Origin of the sequence: Kitasatospora sp. HPM-01-4, assembly GCF_051374625.1 — a bacterium.
Taxonomy (GTDB): domain Bacteria; phylum Actinomycetota; class Actinomycetes; order Streptomycetales; family Streptomycetaceae; genus Kitasatospora.
This window is the reverse complement of the sequence record NZ_JBPQGP010000005.1, coordinates 5,755,344-5,773,986: the sequence shown is the minus strand read 5'-3', so window position 1 is coordinate 5,773,986 and position 18,643 is coordinate 5,755,344. Positions and strand designations below refer to the sequence as shown.

Sequence of the window (18,643 nt, the reverse complement as noted above, 5' to 3'; positions counted from 1 at the left end):
CTATAACGTTCACTACTCGGCAGATGATTCCCCGGCGGGGGCCTCGGTGTCGGGCCGGATGTCGATCCGCCAGCCGGTGAGACGGGCGGCGAGGCGGGCGTTCTGACCCTCCTTGCCGATCGCCAGCGACAGCTGGTAGTCGGGAACGATCACCCGGGCGGAGCGCTGGTTGTAGTCGACGATCTCCACCTTCGTCACCCGCGCGGGGGACAGTGCGGCGGCGACCATCTCGGCCGGGTCCTCCGACCAGTCGACGATGTCGATCTTCTCGCCGTGCAGCTCGGACATCACGTTGCGCACCCGGCCGCCCATCGGACCGATGCAGGCGCCCTTGGCGTTCAGGCCCGGCTTGCGGGACCAGACCGCGATCTTGGTGCGGTGACCGGCCTCGCGGGCGATCGCGGCGATCTCCACGCTCCCGTCGGCGATCTCCGGCACCTCCAGCGCGAAGAGCTTCTTCACCAGGTTGGGGTGGGTGCGCGAAAGCGTCACCGAGGCACCGCGGACGCCGCGGCGGACCGCCACCACGTAGCACTTCAGACGGGTGCCGTGCCGGTAGTCCTCACCCGGGACCTGCTCCTGCGGCGGGAGGATGGCCTCCAGCTTGCCGATGTCGACCAGGATGTTCTTCGGGTCGTTGCCCTGCTGGACGACACCGGTGACGATGTCGCCCTCCTTGCCCGCGTACTCACCGAAGGTCTGGTCGTCGGCGGCGTCGCGCAGCCGCTGCAGGATGACCTGCTTGGCGGTCGAGGCGGCGATCCGGCCGAAGCCGCTCGGGGTGTCGTCGAACTCCTTGGGCTCGACGCCCTCCTCCAGCTCCGAGGGGTCCTCCAGGGCCCACACGGTGACGTGGCCGGTCTTGCGGTTCAGCTCGACCCGGGCCCGGCGGCGGGAGCCCTCGGTGCGGTGGTAGGCGATGAGAAGGGCCGACTCGATCGACTCGACCAGCAGGTCGAACGGAACGCCCTTCTCGGTAACCAGCCCACGCAGGGCGCTCATGTCGATGTCCACGGCTACGCCTCCTCTTCTTTCATCACGTTCATGGTTCAGCCTGCTCGTCAGTGGTCGGAGGCGTCGTCGGTGTCGTCCGGCCCGAGGTCCTCGGACTCGTCCAGGAGCTTCTCGTCGTCCTTGCGGTTGAACTCGACCTGGACCCGTGCCTTGCCGACCTCGGTGTACTCCAGGCGGCGCTCCTTGGCCTTGCCGCGGCCCTTGACCGGCTGCACCTCGACCAGCGCGCCGTCCTCGTCGGCCGACAGCACCCGGGCGACGATCTCACTGCCGTCCGCCAGCTTCGCCTTGACCAGTCGCCCCTCGGCCCGGCGCCAGTGGCGCGGCTGGGTGAGCAGGCGCTCCGCGCCCGGCGAGCCGACCTCGAGCAGGTACGGGGCGTCACCCATCACATCGGAGTCGTCCAGCGCCTGGCCGACCAGGCGGCTGAACTCGGCGATCGCGTCGAGATCGACACCGCCGTCGGCGTCCACGTCGATCTGCACCTGGCGACGGCTGCCCGCCTGGGTGACCCTGACCTCCTCGAGGTCGAGTCCGGCCTCGGCGGCCAGCGGCTCCAGCAGCGCGCGCAGCCGGTCAGTGGGGGTGGTGCTCATCCGGGTGACTCCTCGGCCGCGTCTGCTGTTGTCGGTAGGTGCTTAAGTCATCGCGAAGCCTATCCGGTCAACCCCGGAACCGCCGATTCCGCCGAGCAACGCGACCGCCGGGTGCACCCTGTTGCCGGGCAGCACCACGGCCGGATTGCGAGCAACATCACATTGACGTGACAGCAGTGATCTCCGGTTGCGGCCGTGTCGGTTCTGTAATGATTCACGGCACGGGGGGCGCCGTCTCCCACGTCACCTCACCCCCTGACCCCGCGGGAGCACGACGATGCCGTCCCCCAACCGGCGGACCCGGCTGGCTCTTGGCCTACTCGCCGGCGCCCTGGTCCTCTCCGGTTGCACCGGTGGCGGCGGTGGCGGCGGCGACCGCGCCGGGCACCCGGACCGGCCCGATCCCGACCTGCCGCTGCGGGCCAGGGCGGTGGCCGCCACCGACGCCCTGCTCGCCGACTACGACGCCGTGCTGGCCGGGCCCGGCGCCGCCCAGGCGGACCGGCTGCGGACCTTCCGGGCCGACCTGGTCGCCCACCGCACCGCGCTGGCGTCCGGGCTCCCCTCCCCCGGCGACAGTGCCTCCCCCGGCGGCAGCACCCCGCCCAGTGCTGGCGCTTCCCCCGGCGGCACCCCGCCCAGCGCGAGCAGCACCCCGCCGAGCCCGGGCGGCTCCCCCGGCACCCGGCCGACCGGCGGTGCGGTGAACTCGGTGGCCGCGCTCGCCGCCGCCGAACGGCAGACCGCGGGCGCCCGTCTGGCCGACCTGGACGCCGCCTCGCCCGCCCTCGCCAAGCTGCTGGCCGCCGTCTCGGCCTCGGACGCACTGCACGCCGCCGCACTCGGCGACAGCGGGCCGATCACCGTGCCCGCCCCCGCTCCCTCGGCCGCCGCCACCCCGACCGGACCGTCCGCCTCCGGCAGCCCCGCGCCGCTGCCGAGCGCCTCCACCACCGCGCTGCAGAGCGCGCTGGCCGCCGAACACGCCGCCGTCTACGGGTACGGCGTGGTCGGAGCCTGGCTGCCCGTCGGGCCGCAGCGCCAGGACGGCTACGCCTCGTACGCCGTTCACCAGGCCGAGCGCGACGAGTGGCAGCGGCTGCTCGGCTCCGCCGGCGCCACCCCCACCGCCGCCGCGCCGGGCTACCGGCTGCCCTTCCCGGTCACCAGCGCCGCCACCGCGGGGCAGCTCGCCGCCCACATCGAGACCCAGCTCACCGGTGTCTACGCCGGTCTGGTCGCCGCCACCACGGGGCCCCTGCGCCAGAGTGCCGCCACCGCCCTGCGCGACACCGCCCTGCGCGCCACCCACTGGGGCGCCGACCTCTCCGCCCTCCCGGGCCTGCCGGACCAGCCGGCCGCCAAGGGGTGACCAGCGCCCGGTGCCACCGGGCGCGCGGGGGCGCGTGACACGGCGGCCACCGCCTGCCGGACCGGCGGACCGGTCGAGCCCGTGATCGTCGGCGGGGCGCTGCGGCCCGCACCACGAGGCGGGTACCGGGAACGGCTCTTCGCTCACCGGGCGCCTCCGCTTTCCGCGGTGCCCCGTGCCGCCGTGGTCCCCCGGGTTCCCCGGCGATTTTCGTGTGCGCCTGACCAGCGGTTTCGCCCCGAGGGCCGAGAATGGGCAGGCGGTAACCACAGGGGGAAGCACCGGAGCGAGAGGCCAGCATGTCGCCACTACCAGGGCAGTTCACCGTCCCCGAACGTCTGGCGGCAACCGTCCGGGCCACCACCGGCCCGGCGGGCGAGGCCTGGCTGTCCGCCCTCCCGGAGACCGTCCGCCGGTACGTCAGCCGCTGGGACCTCACCCTGGAGCGGGTCGCCGATCCCGGCGGCCGCCTCAGCCTGATCGCCTACGTCCGCCGCCCGGACGACTCGCTCGCCGTCCTCAAGGCCCAGCCGGTCACCCCCGCCACGGCGAACGAGCACGCGGCGCTGCGCCACTGGGCCGGCCGCAGCGCCGTCCTGCTGCTGGACGCCGACCCGGCCGCCGGGGTGCTGCTGCTGGAGCGGCTGCACGGCGACATCCCGCTCCGCTCACTCGCCGAGGCCAAGGCGATGCTGGAGGCCACCGGCCTGCTCCAGCGGCTGTGGGTGCCGCCTGCCGAAGGGCACCCGTTCGCCTCGCTCGCCGAGCGGGCCGGCGAGCAGTCGGCCGAACTGCGCCGCCGCCGCGGCCTGCCCGCGGCCGCCGAGACCCGGCCGCTGGTCGACGAGGCGCTGGAGACGGCCGCCGGGCTGCTGGCCGGCGAAGCCGAACAGGTGCTGCTGCACGGGGACTTCCACCACGGCAACGTGCTGGCCGCCGACCGGGCCCCCTGGCTGGCCGTCAACCCCGAACCGCTGGTGGGCGAACGCGCCTGGGACCTCGCCTGGCTGGCCCAGGACCGGATGGACACCCTGGCCGGCTCCCCCGGCCCGCGCGCCGCGGCCCGCCGCCGGCTGCACCAGCTCGCCGACGCGGTCGAGGTGGACCACGAACGGCTGCGCGGCTGGACCCTGTTCCGCACCGTCGCGGCCGGCCTGCGCGCTCTGGAGTACGGCGACACCGCGAGCGCCGAGCTCTACCTGGAGTTCGCCGCCTGGCTCTGACCGGGTGTCAGCAGCGGCAGCCGCGCGCCCATCACGGCGTACGGGCGGGCGGTGTTCGGGAAGATCACCTGCCGGGCCAGGTCCCGGTAGCCGAGCGAGCGGTAGAGCCGCCGGGCCGGGGTCTCGGCGTCGATGGCCGAGAGGATGCTGCGCGACAGCCCGGAGCGCTCGCACAGGGTGCGGATCAGCGAGCTGCCGATGCCGCGGCCCTGGAACCCGGGCAGGACGTGCAGCTCGGTCACGGCGAACACACCGTCCAGCCAGTCCTCGTGCCCGCGCGCGGCCAGATAGGGCTCGATCACCGTGCTCCACCAGTGTTCGCGCTGGTTGGGCATGCCGTAGCCGAAACCGACCAGCCTCCCCTCGCTGAGCGCACCCAGTGCGATCACCCCGGGCTGCTGGGCGTGCCGCGCGACGATCTGCAGCCGGACCGCCACCTCCTCGGGCCGCAGTCCGAAGGCGACCGCCTGCACGTCCAGCGCGTACGGTGCCCAGGCGGCCAGGTCGATGGCCTCGATCGTCACCTCGGTGAGCTGTTCCATCAGACCTTCTTTCGAGGGGACCACCGGCCTCGGCCGGCCGGGGGTCGAATCCATGCCAAGGCACTTCCGGAGCGGTCGGCCCGTACGCTCAGTCCCCGCCCGTCGGCAGCGGGCAGGGCCCCTCCGGCGCCGGCCGCCGGACCGGCTCGAAGCCCCGCGGCTTCGGCGGTCGGGGAGGAGTCACGACCGGGACGTTACTACCACTGTCCCCGCCTGGTGACCCGCTCGGGCCCGCTGATGCGGAAACCCGGAGCCCGAGCGGCACCGCGCTCAGAACAGAACGCTCATGAAGGCGCCGACCTCACGGAAGCCGACCCGGCGGTAGGCGGCCCGCGCCCGGACGTTGAAGTCGTTGACGTACAGCGAGACCACCGGCGCGACCTCGCGCAGCGCGAAGTCCAGCACGGCGGCCATGCCGGTCTCGGAGAGCCGCTTCCCGCGGTGCTCGGGTGCCACCCAGACCCCCTGGATCTGGCAGGCCCCGGCCGTGACCGCGCCGATCTCGGCCTTGAACATCACCTCGCCGTCCTCCGAGAAACGGGCGAACGACCGTCCTGCGGCGACCAGTTCGGCAACCCTGGCCTGGTAGAGCAGGCCCCCGTCGCCGGCCAGCGGGGAGATGCCGACCTCCTCGGTGAACATCGCCACGCAGGCGGGCATCAGGGTCTCGATCTCGTTCTTCCGCACCCGGCGGACCAGCGGGTCCGGCTCCACCCCGGTGGCGGGCTCGGTGGTGGCGAGCAGCGGCTGGTGGCCGCGGACCTCACGGGGCGTTCCCCAGCTGCGCTCCAGCAGCGCCCAGAGGGCGGCGGTGGGTCCGGCGGGTCCGACGATCGAGGAGCAGCGGCGGCCCTGTCGGCGGGCCCGCTCGGCGAAGGCCCTGACGGCCTCGGGGCCGGCGTTGACCAGGACCAGGTTGGCCCCGGCGTAGCAGAGCGACTCCAGCCGGCCGTCCTGGTCGAACCAGCCCCACATCTCGCCGCCGAGCCGCCAGGGGTCGAGTCCGACGGCCTCGACCCGGGTGGCGACGAAGGCGTTGGCCACCGGGTCGCGGCGCAGGATCTCCAGGGCGTCGTCGAGGTCCGCGGTGTCCAGGATCCGGGTGGCGGCAAGGGCGCGGGCGACCTGGAACGGCCCGGGGAGCATCACACCACGATCGATCACAGCCACCTCACCAATCGAACTCGCCCAGCCCCGCTCGTCGCACAGGCGACCGTGCACGGCCCGAGGGCGTCGGCCCCCGGCACCCTACTCGGCCGGTCCCAAGGAGCACGCCGCGGGGCCGTCCGTGGACGGACGGCCCCGCGGCGCTCAGAACAGGTCACTCACCGGCGACCACGGTGGGCGCGCCGGCCTCGACGCCCTCCTGCTGCATCTGCTCGGCCAGCTTCAGGGCCTCCTCGATCAGCGTCTCGACGATCTTCGACTCGGGGACGGTCTTGATGACCTCGCCCTTCACGAAGATCTGGCCCTTGCCGTTGCCGGAGGCGACGCCGAGGTCGGCCTCACGGGCCTCACCCGGGCCGTTGACCACGCAGCCCATGACGGCGACGCGCAGCGGCACCTCCATGCCCTCCAGGCCCGCGGTGACCTCCTCGGCCAGCTTGTAGACGTCCACCTGGGCGCGGCCGCAGGACGGGCAGGAGACGATCTCCAGACCGCGCTCGCGCAGACCGAGCGACTCCAGGATCTGGATGCCGACCTTGATCTCCTCGGCGGGCGGGGCGGAGAGCGAGACCCGGATGGTGTCGCCGATGCCCTCGGCCAGCAGTGCGCCGAAGGCGACGGCCGACTTGATGGTGCCCTGGAAGGCCGGGCCCGCCTCGGTGACGCCGAGGTGCAGCGGGTAGTCGCAGGCGGCGGCGAGCTGGCGGTAGGCGTTGATCATCACGACCGGGTCGTTGTGCTTGACCGAGATCTTGATGTCGCGGAAGTCGTGCTCCTCGAAGAGCGAGCACTCCCAGAGCGCGGACTCGACCAGCGCCTCGGGGGTGGCCCGGCCGTACTTCTCCAGCAGGCGCTTGTCCAGCGAACCGGCGTTGACGCCGATCCGGATCGGGACCCCGGCGTCCTTGGCGGCCTTGGCGATCTCGCCGACCTTGTCGTCGAAGGCCTTGATGTTGCCCGGGTTGACCCGGACCGCGGCGCAGCCGGCGTCGATCGCCGCGAAGACGTACTTCGGCTGGAAGTGGATGTCGGCGATCACCGGGATCTGCGACTTCTTGGCGATGATCGGCAGCGCGTCGGCGTCGTCCTGCGACGGCACCGCGACCCGGACGATCTGGCAGCCCGAGGCGGTCAGCTGCGCGATCTGCTGCAGCGTCGCGTTGATGTCGGCGGTGACCGTGGTGGTCATGGACTGCACCGAGACCGGCGCGTCGCCGCCGACCGGGACGTTGCCGACCATGATCTGCCGGGAGTACCGGCGCTTGGCGAGCGGCTTGTGCGGCAGGGACGGAATACCGAGCGAGATCGCGGTCATGTGCGCAGGGTTCCCAAGGGGTCAGGTGTCGTCGGCCGGCCGCGCGAACGGCCGGGCCGGGTGTGCCGACAACCGCACACCCGGCCACCAACGGTACGCCACGGCCCGTCCCCCGGGCACATTCGCCCGGGCGGCCAGGGGCTAGTTGAGCTTGACGGGGTTGACGATGTCGGCCACCGCCACCAGTGCCGTGAAGCAGATGAAGATGCCCGCCACCACGTACGCGACCGGCATCAGCTTGGCGACGTCGAACGGGCCCGGGTCGGGTCGGCGGAACAGCCCGGCGATCCGGCGGCGCACCGACTCCCACAGGGCGCCGGCGATGTGGCCGCCGTCCAGCGGGAGCAGCGGCAGCATGTTGAACAGGAACAGCGAGAGGTTGATCCCGGCGAGCAGCTGGACCATGAAGGCGAGCTGCTGGGTGGCCGGCAGGTCCATCGCGAAGACGTCACCGCCGAGCCGGGCGGCACCGACCATGCCCATCGGGGAGTCCGCCGGGCGCGGGTCGTGGCCGACGATGGCGTGCCACAGGCCGGGGATCTTGCCGGGCAGCTCGACCAGCGAGGAGATGCCGTGCCTGGCCATGGTGGTCATCTGGTCGACGCTCTGGCCCAGGCCCAGGTGCACCACGCCGACGGCCGGCGAGAAGCCGAGGAAGCCGGCCTGGACGGGGGCGCCCTTGACCGGGTTGCCGTCCCGGTCGACCGGGTTGACGGTGTTGCTGGTGATCGCGGCGGTGAGCGGGACCTGCTCGCCCTTGCGCTCGACCAGGATGGTCACGGTCTGGCCGGGGGACTTGCGGATGTCGGCCTGGAGCTGCTTGTAGCTGCTGATCCGGTCGCCGTTGAAGGCGAGCACGGTGTCGCCCGGCTTGAGCCCGGCCGCGTTGGCCGGGGACTTCGGGGCGTCCTTGGGACAGGTGTCGGTGGCCGATCCGGCCGGGACGACGCACTCGCTGACGGTGGCGATGGTCGGGACCGGCATCTGCAGGCCGATGCCCATGAACCAGCCGAGGTACAGCACCACCGAGAGGATCAGGTTCATGAACGGGCCGGCGAACATCACGATCACCCGCTGCCAGGGCTTGCGGGTGTAGAACAGCCGGCTCTCGTCGCCGGGCTGGAGCTCCTCGTAGGAGGCCTCCCTGGCGTCCTCGATCATCGAGCGCCAGGGCGAGCTGCTCCGTTGGGTTATCCGCCCGTCCGGCCCCGGCGGGAACATCCCGATCATCCGGATGTACCCGCCGAGCGGGACCGCCTTGATGCCGTACTCGGTCTCGCCCTTGCGCCGGGACCAGATGGTCCGCCCGAAACCGACCATGTACTGCGGCACCCGGATGCCGAAGAGCTTGGCCGTGGACAGGTGGCCCAGCTCGTGCCAGGCGATCGAGAAGAGCAGCCCGATCAGGAAGAGCAGAATGCCGAGCACCCACATCGCTGTTGTCACTGCCCGTCCTCCGTCATGCCGCTCCGCTCGCCGTACGTGCCGTTTGTCAGCCTGCCGCCAGCTCGGTGGCCCGGGCGCGGGCCCAGTCCTCCGCGTGGAGGACGTCCTCGACCGTGAGGGAAGTTCCCGAGGCGGGGGTGCCGTGCTCGGCGACCACCTTGGCCACGGTGTCCACGATCGCGGTGAAGGCGAGGCGGCCGTTCAGGAAGGCCTCGACGCACTCCTCGTTGGCGGCGTTGAAGACGGCCGGAGCCGTCCCGCCGAGCGTACCCACCGTGCGGGCGAGCTCCACCGCCGGGAAGGCCTCGTTGTCGAGCGGGAAGAACTCCCAGGTGGCGGCCTTGGTCCAGTCGCACCCGGGGGCGGCGTCCGGGACCCGGTCCGGCCAGCCCAGGCCGAGCGAGATCGGCATCCGCATGTCCGGCGGGCTGGCCTGGGCCAGCGTTGAGCCGTCCGTGAACTCCACCATCGAGTGCACGATGGACTGCGGATGGACCACGACCTCGATCCGGTCGAACGGGACGTCGTACAGCAGGTGCGCCTCGATCACCTCCAGGCCCTTGTTCACCAGGGTGGCCGAGTTGACGGTGATGACCGGGCCCATCGCCCAGGTCGGGTGGGCGAGCGCGTCCTCGGGGGTGACCGCGGCCAGCTGCTCGCGGGTGCGGCCCCGGAACGGCCCGCCGCTGGCGGTGACCACCAGCTTGCGCACCTCGGCCCGGCTGCCGCCGGTCAGCGCCTGGAAGATCGCGGTGTGCTCGGAGTCCACCGGCACGATCTGGCCGGGCCTGGCCAGCGCCTTCACCAGCGGCCCGCCGACGATCAGCGACTCCTTGTTGGCCAGCACCAGCACCCGCCCGGCCCGCAGCGCGGCCAGGGTGGGGCGCAGACCGATCGACCCGGTGATCCCGTTCAGCACCGAGTGGCACTCGACGGCGGCCAGCTCGGTGGCCGCGTCCGGCCCGGCCAGGATCTGCGGCAGCGGGCGGCCCTGGGCCTTGGCGGCCAGTGCCTCGCGCAGTGCGGGCACCGCGTCCTCGCGGGCGACGCCCACGCTGTGTACGCCGAGCCGGAGCGCCTGCTCGGCGAGCAGCTCCACCTGGCCGCCGGCCGCCGAGAGGGCGACCACCTTGAACCGGTCGGGGTTGCGCAGCACCACGTCGATGGCCTGGGTGCCGATCGAGCCGGTGGAGCCGAGGATCACCAGCTCCCGGGGGCCGGAGGGGTCCTTCACGACCGGGGTGAAGTGCAGCTGCGGGTGAGCGAGCGAGTTCATGCGGTCCATTGTGTCCCCTCCGGCGGGCGCCCGGTTGCGGGCCCGGGGCGGACGGGCGGACGGCCCGCCACCACACCGTGGTGACGGGCCGCCGGCGGCCTTCTCAGAGGTCCAGGCCGGTGAGGACCATGACCTTCTCGTAGGTGAGGTCTTCCATGGCGGACTTGACACCCTCGCGGCCGACGCCGGAGTCCTTCACCCCGCCGTACGGCATCTGGTCGGCGCGGAAGGACGGGGCGTCGCCGATGATCACGCCGCCGACCTCCAGCTCGCGCTGGGCCCGGAAGGCGGTCTGCAGGTCGTGGGTGAAGACACCCGCCTGCAGGCCGTACGCGGAGTCGTTGGCGGCGGCGAAGGCCTCGTCCACGCCGTCCACCCGGTGCAGCGAGAGCACCGGGCCGAAGACCTCGGCGCGGGCCAGGATCGCGTCGGCGGGCAGCTCGGCCAGCACGGTCGGGGCGTAGGTCGCGCCGTCGCGGGTTCCGCCGGTGAGCACCTTGGCGCCCTTGGCGACGGCGTCCTCGACCCAGGACTCGACGCGCTTGGCGGCGTTCTCGTCCACCAGCGGGCCGACGTCCACGGTGTCGTCCTTCGGGTCACCGGTGACCTGGGCCTGGACCTTGGCCACGACCTTCTCCGCCAGCGCGTCGTAGACCGAGGCGTCGGCGATCACGCGCTGCACCGAGATGCAGGACTGGCCGCCCTGGTAGTTGGAGAACATCGCGATCCGGGTGGCCGCCCACTCCAGGTCGGCCTCGGAGGAGTAGTCGGCGAGCACGACCGCGGCGGCGTTGCCGCCGAGCTCCAGGGTGACGTGCTTGCGCGGCACCGAGTCCATGATCTGGTAGCCGACCTTGTCGGAACCGGTGAACGAGATGACCGGCAGACGGTCGTCCTGGACCAGGGCGGGCATCTTCTCGTTCGGCACCGGCAGCACGCTCCAGGAGCCCGCCGGCAGGTCGGTCTCGGCCAGGATCTCGCCCAGCACCAGCGCGGACAGCGGGGTGGCCGGGGCCGGCTTGATGATGATCGGGGCGCCGACGGCGATCGCCGGGGCGACCTTGTGGGCGACCAGGTTCAGCGGGAAGTTGAACGGGGCGATACCGAGCACCACACCGCGCGGGAAGCGACGGATCAGCGCGAAGCGGCCCACGCCGCCCGGGTCGGTGTCCAGCCGCATGGTCTCGCCGTTGGTCCGGCGGGCCTCCTCGGCGGCCCAGCGGAACACCGAGAGGGCACGGCCGACCTCGCCGCGCGCCCACTTGATCGGCTTGCCGTTCTCGGCGGTGATCAGCTGGGCGATCTCCTCGGTGCGCTCGCCCAGGCGCTTGGCCACGTGGTCCAGCGCGGCGGCACGTACGTGCGCGGGGGTCGCGGCGAAGACCGGAAGGGCGGCGGTGGCGGCGGCGACCGCCTCCTCGACCTGCGCGTCGGTGGGGACGCTGACCTTGCCGACCAGGCTGCCGTCATACGAATGACGGACCTCGAAGTCCCCGTCGCCGGACGCCCGGCGGCCGGCCAGCCAGAACTCATGGGTGGTGGTCACAGTCATACCGGCCCTCTCCCTCGTCAACCTCTGTGCCCCACGGCCATGGAGCCAGAACCCGAGGGTATGGGTGTCGAACGGCAAAGCGGATTGGACACAACGTCCTGGTCAGCTCGAATGCCAGTACACAGTGGAAATTTTTCGCGGGCGGGTCGGCCGGCGGTCGTGGGGAACCATACGGAGCCCGGGGATCACCGTTCTCTCCGGCCGCCCGCGGAAGAAGCGCCCCTCGGAACGGGGCGGGGCGGCCGGGAGCGCCCCTGGTGCCCGCCCGTTCGCGCGGCTCACCGGGCCGCTGGCCGGCCTCCCTCGCCCCTCGGCGGACGTACCGGCGGAGCGCCCTACTCCTCGCCTGCCCGCAGGGCCAGCCACAGCTCCATCCGGACATCGGTGTCGTCCAGCGAACGACCCAGCAACTCCTCGACCCGGCGCATGCGGTAACGCAGCGTGTGGCGGTGCACCCCCAGGTCGGCGGCGGCCGCGTCCCACTGCCCGTGCCGCGAGAGCCAGGCCCGCAGCGAGGCGACCAGATCGCCGCGCGCCGTACGGTCGTGCTCGCGCAGTGGACGGAGCAGGCCCTCCGCGAAGGCCGTCACGGCCTCCTCGCCCAGCAGCGGCAGCAGTGAACCCGCGCCGACCTCTTCGTGGTCCACCGACCGGCGGCCGCCGCGCAGCGCCACCGCCAGCGCCCGCTCCGCCTGGGCGAAGGCCGTCCCGGCCTCCTCCAGGCCGGTCGGCGCCGAGACGCCGAGCGCCAGGCCCTCGTGCTCCTCCACCGCGCCCAGGCAGGCCCGGTGCGCCGCGCCGTTGTCCACCGCCAGCACCGTCAGCCGGGGACCGTGCGGCCCGTCCTCCCGGGAGACCAGCAGCCGCTCGCCGACCCTGCCGCCGGCCTGTTCGGCCCGATCGCCCAGCTCGCTCAGCGCCTCGGCGGCCTCCGGCCCGGCCCCCGTCGACGCGCCCGCCACCAGCACCCTGACGGTGCCCTCCGGCAGCCCGCCGAACAGACCCGCCGCGACCTGTCGCGCGGTGCCGACCTCACCCGCGAGCACCATGCCCAGCAGTGCCGCGCCCATCCGCTCCTCCGCCTGCCGCAGCTCGCGCGAGCGCTCCAGGGTCAGGGTGAGCAGAGCGACGGCCGCGTTGAGCACGTACCGCTCGGTCGGGGTGATCCGGTCCTCGGTGCCGACCGCCAGGAAGCCACGGGGCCGGCGGTCCGCCCCCAGTGACTGGACCACCACGTAGTCCTCGTCGGCGGTGTCGATCCCCGGCGCGCGGCCCTGCAGCGCGGCACTGGACGGCGCCGGTCTGCGGCGCAGCCGGTCCACCTCGGCGGCCAGCCGGCCGGCCCGGCGGGCCGCCCAGTCCGGTGCCACCGCGGACAGCGCGCCCGAACCGTCGTACAGCGCCGCCCAGCCGCCCAGCCGGGCTGCCAGCCGGCGCACCACCGCGGTGGTGCCGTCCTTTCCCAGCGCGGCCCGGGTCAGCTCCTCCTGGGCCTCGAAGCTGGTGGTCACCGCCTCGTACTGCTCGGCGGCGAGCGCCGCCGAGACGGTCTTGCTGATCGCGATGAACGGGGTCGCCTCCGGGACCCGCAGCAGCGGCAGACCTCGCTGCGCCGCCGCCTCCACCAGTGCCTGCGGCACCTCGGTGTGCGAGAGGCCCACCCCGAGGCCGAGACCCACCACGCCCGCATCGGCCAGCCGGTGCACGTACGCCTGCAGCTGCCCGGCTGCCTTGCCGAGCTTGATGCCGGTGGTGAGCAGCAGCTCACCGCCTTCAAGGAACGGCGTGGGGTCGTCCAGCTCACTGGTGTGCACCCAGCGGACCGGCCGTTCCAGGTGGTCCGCACCGGCCAGCACGGTCAGGTGGAGCGACGTGTTGCGGACGACGGAGGCGAGTGTGGGGGGCATGCCGACCTTCGGTGTTTTCGACCCGGCCGCGTCGTTGCGATCAGGCGAGGGGGGAATCTGCCTCCATTATGTACGCCTCGGACAAGCCGCGAGGCCGAATCCACCGTAGCGGAGTCTGGCCAAACCACCACCCGACCCTTCGGACCGTCAGTTTCCTTCCGCTCCCGGCCCGGTGGTACCGGCTCAGCCGCGTAGGTCGACCAGCAGCGGCGGAACCTGTTCGCCCGCCACCGTGGTCAGCGAGATCACCGCGTGGCCGGTGGGCAGCGCGTGCGCGAGGTCGGAGGGGGACCAGCGGTGGCGCTCCACGTCACGGGTGGTGACGCTCGCGGTCTGGGCGGCCGTCCCGGAGAGCGCCTTGCGGACGAGCCGGCCGAAGCGGCGGAACAGCCCGCCGGAGGTGTCCGGGGTGTGGGTCACCGAGGTCTCGGCGACCAGGTGCGTGCCCCAGGACTCGGAGAAGAGCTTCCCGTCCCAGGGAGCGATCCCGGGGAAGGCCATCCGGCAGCCGACCGCCCCGAACAGCGGTGTGCGCAGCGCCTCGGGCAGGTCGACCAGGGTGCGCAGCAGCAGCACCGCCCCCGCGTTGGCGCTGCGCATCCGCTGCAGACCGCGCACGGTGTGGGCGTCGAGCGCCGCCGAGGCGTCGTCCACCACCAGCCCCGCGAACAGCGCCTGCTCCCGCCGCACCCCGGCGGCCTGGACGAACTGCGCCACCACCAGCCGGGAGAGCATCCGCGCCGCCTCCGGGTGGCTGCGCTCGGGCAGCTTGACCCGGACCCTCAGCGGGTGGTCGAGGACCCGCATCGCGAAGGCCGGCTTGCCGGGCCCGGGCCCGGGGAAGCACTCCGCGAAGGCCGGCCGGTCGAGCAGCGCCAGCCGGTCGGCGAGCAGCGTGCCGGGGTCGTCGGCCCGGCCGCGCTGGCGCACCCGGTGCTGCAGGTCGGGCTGGTGCACGGCGAGCAGCCCGACGGCGTTCAGCGCCTTCTCCAGGGCCGCGAAGCCGTCGGGGTCGCCGCCGAGCAGGGCACGCAGCTCGCGCACGCCCGGGTAGCGCCGGTGGGCGGCGTGGAAGGGGCCGACGATCTGCTGCAGGGCGGTCCTGGCGTTCTCGGCACGGGCCGACAGCTCGTCGGGGAGCAGCGCGTCGGCCAGCCGGGCCGCCGCCTCCTCCACCTCCCCGGCGCCCCCGAACAGGTCCAGCCCGTACACGGAGCCCGGGTCGCCGGGGGCGATCACCACGTCGTACCACTCGTCGGGCCCGAGGTCGGCGTCGGCCGCACCGACCACCACCGCGCAGGCCGTCCCGGCCAGGGCCTGGAGGCAGAGCGCCTCGGCGACCGGGCGGGCCAGCCTGGCCGTCTTGCCGGTGCCGGCCGGGCCCACCGCCAGCAGCGAGGTGCCGAGGACCGCCGGGTCGAGGGAGAGCCCGGCGCTGCGGTGGGCGAGCGGGTTCTTGACCACGTCCTGGGTGGTGCCGAGCCGCAGCTGACGGGTGAGCAGGTCGTGCCGGGCGCCGCGCCCGGGCAGGTCGCGGACCTCGGAGGGGTGCGCGCAGGCGGCCCCGCCGCGCGCGGCGACCTCCTCGGTGAAGGCGGACAGCAGCGCGGGTTCGCCGAGGACGGCCTCCCAGGCCCGGTGGATCCGGATGTAGTCGACGTCGCCGACGGCCTCACCGTCGAGCCGCTGGGCGGCCAGCGGGGCACCGCCGTTCCGCAGCAGGCGCCAGGGATCGGCGGGCCCGGCGGGCTGCTCCGCCTCGGTGGGATCGGGCTGCTCGTGGGTGACGGTGCGGGCGAGCAGCGGGAGGACGTAGCGGCGCCAGACCTCCAGCCAGCGGCCCATCCGGCCGAAGACCTTGATCACGGCGGCGGCCACGGCGGCGTTCACCGCGACCAGCGCGACCAGCGCGGTGGTCTGGTCGAGCCCGTCCAGCAGTCCGAGCAGCCCGGCGAGGTAGAGGACGAGTTCGACACCGTAGACGTAGGCGAACCAGGCGACCAGCAGGTTGAGCGCGGCGCGCAGCAGCAGCGGCCCGGCGGGAACCCGGGCGTCCTTGGCGCGGTCCGGGTCGACGGGGCGGTAGCCGTAGCGGTAGATGCCCGGCCCGGCCTCGGGCCGGGGCTCGTTCACCCAGGCGGTCAGGTCGAAGGGCTGGCTGCGCTGCTGCGGAAGGGCCGCCGAGGCCCGTTCCTCCGGTGCAGCCCATTTCCCCTGAGTGCCGTCCAGTCCCATGTCCCCGGCCCCGCTCCCTGTGCCCGCCCGGCTGTGCCATACCCATGCCGCCGAACCAGCGACACTCCCGCGCTCAATGTAGTGGAGCGGAGCCTTACGCCAGCCGCCCTGCGCGCGCTGGCCGGACAGGACAAGTCGGAAGGCGCAACTGCTACCGAGTGGCGCATGCCCGCGTCTGTGACACGGCCTTAGCCTGCGAGGACCGCGCCTTGAGAAACTTGGAGAACAGCATGAGTGCTGCAACGCAGCTCCCGCAGGAGCGCCGCCTGGTCACCGCGATCCCCGGCCCGAAGTCCCAGGAGCTGCAGGCTCGCAAGCTGGGCGCGGTGGCCGCCGGTGTCGGCACCACCCTCCCGGTGTACGTCACGCGCGCCGGCGGCGGTGTGCTGGAGGACGTGGACGGCAACTCGCTGATCGACTTCGGTTCCGGTATCGCCGTGACCAGCGTCGGCAACAGCGCCGAGGCGGTCGTCGCCAAGGCGACGGAGCAGCTGGCCGCCTTCACCCACACCTGTTTCATGGTGACCCCGTACGAGGGCTACGTGGCGGTGGCCGAGCAGCTCAACGAGCTGACCCCGGGTGACCACGAGAAGCGCACCGCGCTGTTCAACTCCGGCGCCGAGGCCGTCGAGAACGCGGTGAAGATCGCCCGCGCGTACACCAAGCGCTCCGCGGTGGTGGTCTTCGACCACGGCTACCACGGCCGCACCAACCTCACCCTGGGCCTGACGGCGAAGAACATGCCGTACAAGCAGGGCTTCGGCCCGTTCGCCCCGGAGATCTACCGCGTTCCGGTCGCCTACCCCTACCGCTGGCTGACCGGCGCCGAGAACTGCGCCGCCGAGGCCGCCGCCCAGGCGATCGACATCATCAACAAGCAGATCGGCGCCGAGAACGTCGCGGCGATCATCATCGAGCCGCTCCAGGGCGAGGGCGGCTTCATCGAGCCGGCCAAGGGCTTCCTGCCGAAGATCGTCGAGTTCGCCAAGGCGAACGGCATCGTCTTCGTCGCGGACGAGATCCAGACCGGCTTCTGCCGCACCGGCCAGTGGTTCGCCTGCGAGGACGAGGGCATCGTCCCGGACCTGATCACCACCGCCAAGGGCATCGCCGGCGGTCTGCCGCTGGCCGCCGTGACCGGCCGCGCCGAGATCATGGACGCCGCGCAGGCCGGTGGCCTGGGCGGCACCTACGGCGGCAACCCGGTGGCCTGCGCCGCCGCGCTGGGCGCCATCGAGACCATGAAGGAGCAGGACCTCAACGGCAAGGCGCAGCGGATCGGCGAGATCATGCTGGGCCGCCTGCGGGCGATGCAGGAGAAGTTCGACATCATCGGCGAGGTCCGCGGCCGCGGCGCCATGATCGCCGTCGAGCTGGTGAAGCCGGGCAGCAAGGACCCCAACACGGAGGCCACCGCCGCGATCGCCAAGGCCTGCCACGCCGAGGGCCTGGTGGTGCTCACCGCCGGCACCTACGGCAACGTGCTGCGCTTCCTGCCGCCGCTGGTGATCCCGGAGCACCTGCTCAACGAGGGCCTGGACATCATCGAGGGCGCCTTCTCGATCGACGGCACCTTCACCGGCGCCTGAGCCCAGGGCGCCTGCCCCCGGAGTCGTCGGCCCGGCCGGCTACTCGGATGAACGGACCCGGTCGGCGGACCGGGTCCGTTCATCCGTTCGACTGCGGACGACCGCGGCGCCGCAGACGGTCATCCGGCCGTGGAGGTTGCCCCACGGCTGGTGAAGATGCTGTGCGGAACCGACGGATCTCCTCGGCTCCGTATCGGCTTTGACGTACTGTCATGACAGATGGACAGCGAGCTGCAACCCTTCGCGACACGACCCGCCGCCCCGCCCGGGGCAGCCGGTCCCGAAGACCGATCGACCGACCGTCCGGCCCACACCCCCCGGGGCGCACGGAACGGCGATCACCACAGCCGCCTCGGAGCTCTCCCCCCTGCTCCGGGGCGGCTCTCTCGTTTTGTCGTGCCCCTGACGCTCCTCGTCGTGCTGACCGCGATCTCCTGGCAGGTCGCCGTCCACGGGCCACTGCTCGGCCTGGACACCGCCGTCCAACGGGCGGTCCACACGCTGCACCACCGGCTGCACAGCTCCGCGCTCGACCGCTTCGGCGTCCTGCTGGCCGACCTGGGCAGCTCCGTTCCGGCCATCCCGGTACTGTTCGGCGCGGCCGGACTGGCCGCCTGGCGCCAGTGGCGCGGCGGCATGCGGCGCTGGTGGCTGCCGCTGCCGACGGCCGCGCTGGCCGCCGTACTGATCCCGGCGTTGGTCGTACCGGCGAAGAGCTGGTTCGCCCGGCCGGGGCCGCTCGGGCTGCCACTCGCATCCGGCCAGTGGGGCTGGTACCCGTCCGGACACACCGCCACCTCGGCGATCGCGTACGGGGTCGGAGCCCTGCTGCTCGGGCGCACCATGGCGGCGGCGGCCCGCCGGTGGCTCCACGCGGGGACCGCACTGCTCTGCCTGGGGGTGGGCGCCGGCCTGGTGTGGAGCGACTTCCACTGGCTGCTGGACGTGACCGCCAGCTGGTGCCTGGCCGGGATGGTGCTGTGGGGCCTGGACCGCTGGGTCAGGCGTCGCTGACCCGGCCCTGCCCACCGGGCGCGGGCACGCCGGGCTACTCCTCGTTGCGGTGGACCAGGCCGGGCTCGCCGCCGTCGCGGCGCCACTCCACCACCAGCTCGTCACGAGTGCCGAAGCGCACCAGATGGCGTCCGACCACGTCCTCCAGACCCGGCAGACTCTCGGCCGCACCCTCGACGGTGAGCAGCAGCGCGTCCGGCTCGGCCACCAGGGTCGCGGTACCGGCGGGGAAGACCAGCCGGCCGCGGCCGGTCTCCTCGGACCACTCGGCCTCGATCTTGCGCCCCATATGGGCCGCCAGCTGCTTGCCGTAGCGCGCCGGGCGGTCGGTGGCGACACGGGCTTCGGAACGGGACATGCGCACTCCAGGGTTCGGGGGATCCTCCCTGGCGCGC

General features: G+C 73.1%; 15 protein-coding genes. 4 read left to right on the top strand and 11 right to left on the bottom strand.

Annotated features, from left to right (window positions below):
- Positions 1–12: 12 nt before the first annotated feature.
- Together nusA and rimP are read right to left on the bottom strand one after the other, a co-directional pair.
- Positions 13–1,014 (bottom strand): transcription termination factor NusA, encoded by a 1,002-nt coding sequence (gene nusA, locus ACSMTC_RS25100; protein WP_436561970.1) that lies wholly within the window; start codon positions 1,012–1,014, stop codon positions 13–15.
- A gap of 47 nt (positions 1,015–1,061) precedes the next feature.
- Positions 1,062–1,610 (bottom strand): ribosome maturation factor RimP, encoded by a 549-nt coding sequence (gene rimP / locus ACSMTC_RS25095; protein ID WP_436561969.1) that lies wholly within the window; start codon positions 1,608–1,610, stop codon positions 1,062–1,064.
- A gap of 277 nt (positions 1,611–1,887) precedes the next feature.
- Between rimP and ACSMTC_RS25090 the strand changes: the two genes are divergently transcribed.
- The gene (locus ACSMTC_RS25090; RefSeq protein ID WP_436561968.1) at positions 1,888–2,982 is read left to right on the top strand and encodes a ferritin-like domain-containing protein; all 1,095 of its coding nucleotides are present in this window, start codon (positions 1,888–1,890) and stop codon (positions 2,980–2,982) included.
- A gap of 299 nt (positions 2,983–3,281) precedes the next feature.
- Positions 3,282–4,205, top strand: coding sequence for an aminoglycoside phosphotransferase family protein (locus tag ACSMTC_RS25085; RefSeq protein WP_436561967.1), 924 nt, complete (start codon positions 3,282–3,284; stop codon positions 4,203–4,205).
- Here ACSMTC_RS25085 and ACSMTC_RS25080 read toward each other — a convergent pair.
- From ACSMTC_RS25080 to ACSMTC_RS25045, 8 genes are all read right to left on the bottom strand, one after another.
- The gene (locus ACSMTC_RS25080) at positions 4,178–4,747 is read right to left on the bottom strand and encodes a GNAT family N-acetyltransferase (RefSeq protein WP_436561966.1); all 570 of its coding nucleotides are present in this window, start codon (positions 4,745–4,747) and stop codon (positions 4,178–4,180) included. The two genes, ACSMTC_RS25085 and ACSMTC_RS25080, sit on opposite strands and share 28 nt — an antisense overlap.
- Before the next feature lie 270 nt (positions 4,748–5,017).
- Positions 5,018–5,893: a GNAT family N-acetyltransferase gene (locus ACSMTC_RS25075; protein WP_436564802.1), complete on the bottom strand. Its 876-nt coding sequence runs from the start codon at positions 5,891–5,893 to the stop codon at positions 5,018–5,020.
- Between the two features lie 175 nt (positions 5,894–6,068).
- Positions 6,069–7,229 (bottom strand): flavodoxin-dependent (E)-4-hydroxy-3-methylbut-2-enyl-diphosphate synthase, encoded by a 1,161-nt coding sequence (gene ispG, locus ACSMTC_RS25070; protein ID WP_436561965.1) that lies wholly within the window; start codon positions 7,227–7,229, stop codon positions 6,069–6,071.
- Positions 7,230–7,370: 141 nt separating this feature from the next.
- A complete protein-coding gene (locus tag ACSMTC_RS25065; RefSeq protein ID WP_436561964.1) occupies positions 7,371–8,675 on the bottom strand; it encodes a M50 family metallopeptidase in 1,305 nt (434 codons plus the stop codon).
- Between the two features lie 46 nt (positions 8,676–8,721).
- A complete protein-coding gene (gene dxr / locus ACSMTC_RS25060) occupies positions 8,722–9,951 on the bottom strand; it encodes a 1-deoxy-D-xylulose-5-phosphate reductoisomerase (protein ID WP_436561963.1) in 1,230 nt (409 codons plus the stop codon).
- A gap of 103 nt (positions 9,952–10,054) precedes the next feature.
- A complete protein-coding gene (locus ACSMTC_RS25055; RefSeq protein WP_436564801.1) occupies positions 10,055–11,497 on the bottom strand; it encodes an aldehyde dehydrogenase family protein in 1,443 nt (480 codons plus the stop codon).
- Between the two features lie 341 nt (positions 11,498–11,838).
- Positions 11,839–13,410 (bottom strand): PucR family transcriptional regulator, encoded by a 1,572-nt coding sequence (locus tag ACSMTC_RS25050; RefSeq protein ID WP_436561962.1) that lies wholly within the window; start codon positions 13,408–13,410, stop codon positions 11,839–11,841.
- Positions 13,411–13,593: 183 nt separating this feature from the next.
- Positions 13,594–15,645, bottom strand: a complete 2,052-nt coding sequence (locus tag ACSMTC_RS25045; RefSeq protein WP_436561961.1) for an ATP-binding protein — start codon at positions 15,643–15,645, stop codon at positions 13,594–13,596.
- A 230-nt stretch (positions 15,646–15,875) separates the two neighbouring features.
- Here ACSMTC_RS25045 and gabT point away from each other — a divergent pair, with 230 nt between their 5' ends.
- Both gabT and ACSMTC_RS25035 read left to right on the top strand, forming a co-directional pair.
- Positions 15,876–17,234, top strand: a complete 1,359-nt coding sequence (gene gabT / locus ACSMTC_RS25040; protein ID WP_436561960.1) for a 4-aminobutyrate--2-oxoglutarate transaminase — start codon at positions 15,876–15,878, stop codon at positions 17,232–17,234.
- A gap of 396 nt (positions 17,235–17,630) precedes the next feature.
- Positions 17,631–18,248, top strand: coding sequence for a phosphatase PAP2 family protein (locus ACSMTC_RS25035; RefSeq protein WP_436561959.1), 618 nt, complete (start codon positions 17,631–17,633; stop codon positions 18,246–18,248).
- Between the two features lie 34 nt (positions 18,249–18,282).
- Here the strand turns inward: ACSMTC_RS25035 and ACSMTC_RS25030 are convergent, their stop codons facing one another.
- The gene (locus ACSMTC_RS25030) at positions 18,283–18,606 is read right to left on the bottom strand and encodes a DUF2218 domain-containing protein (protein ID WP_436561958.1); all 324 of its coding nucleotides are present in this window, start codon (positions 18,604–18,606) and stop codon (positions 18,283–18,285) included.
- Positions 18,607–18,643: the final 37 nt, after the last annotated feature.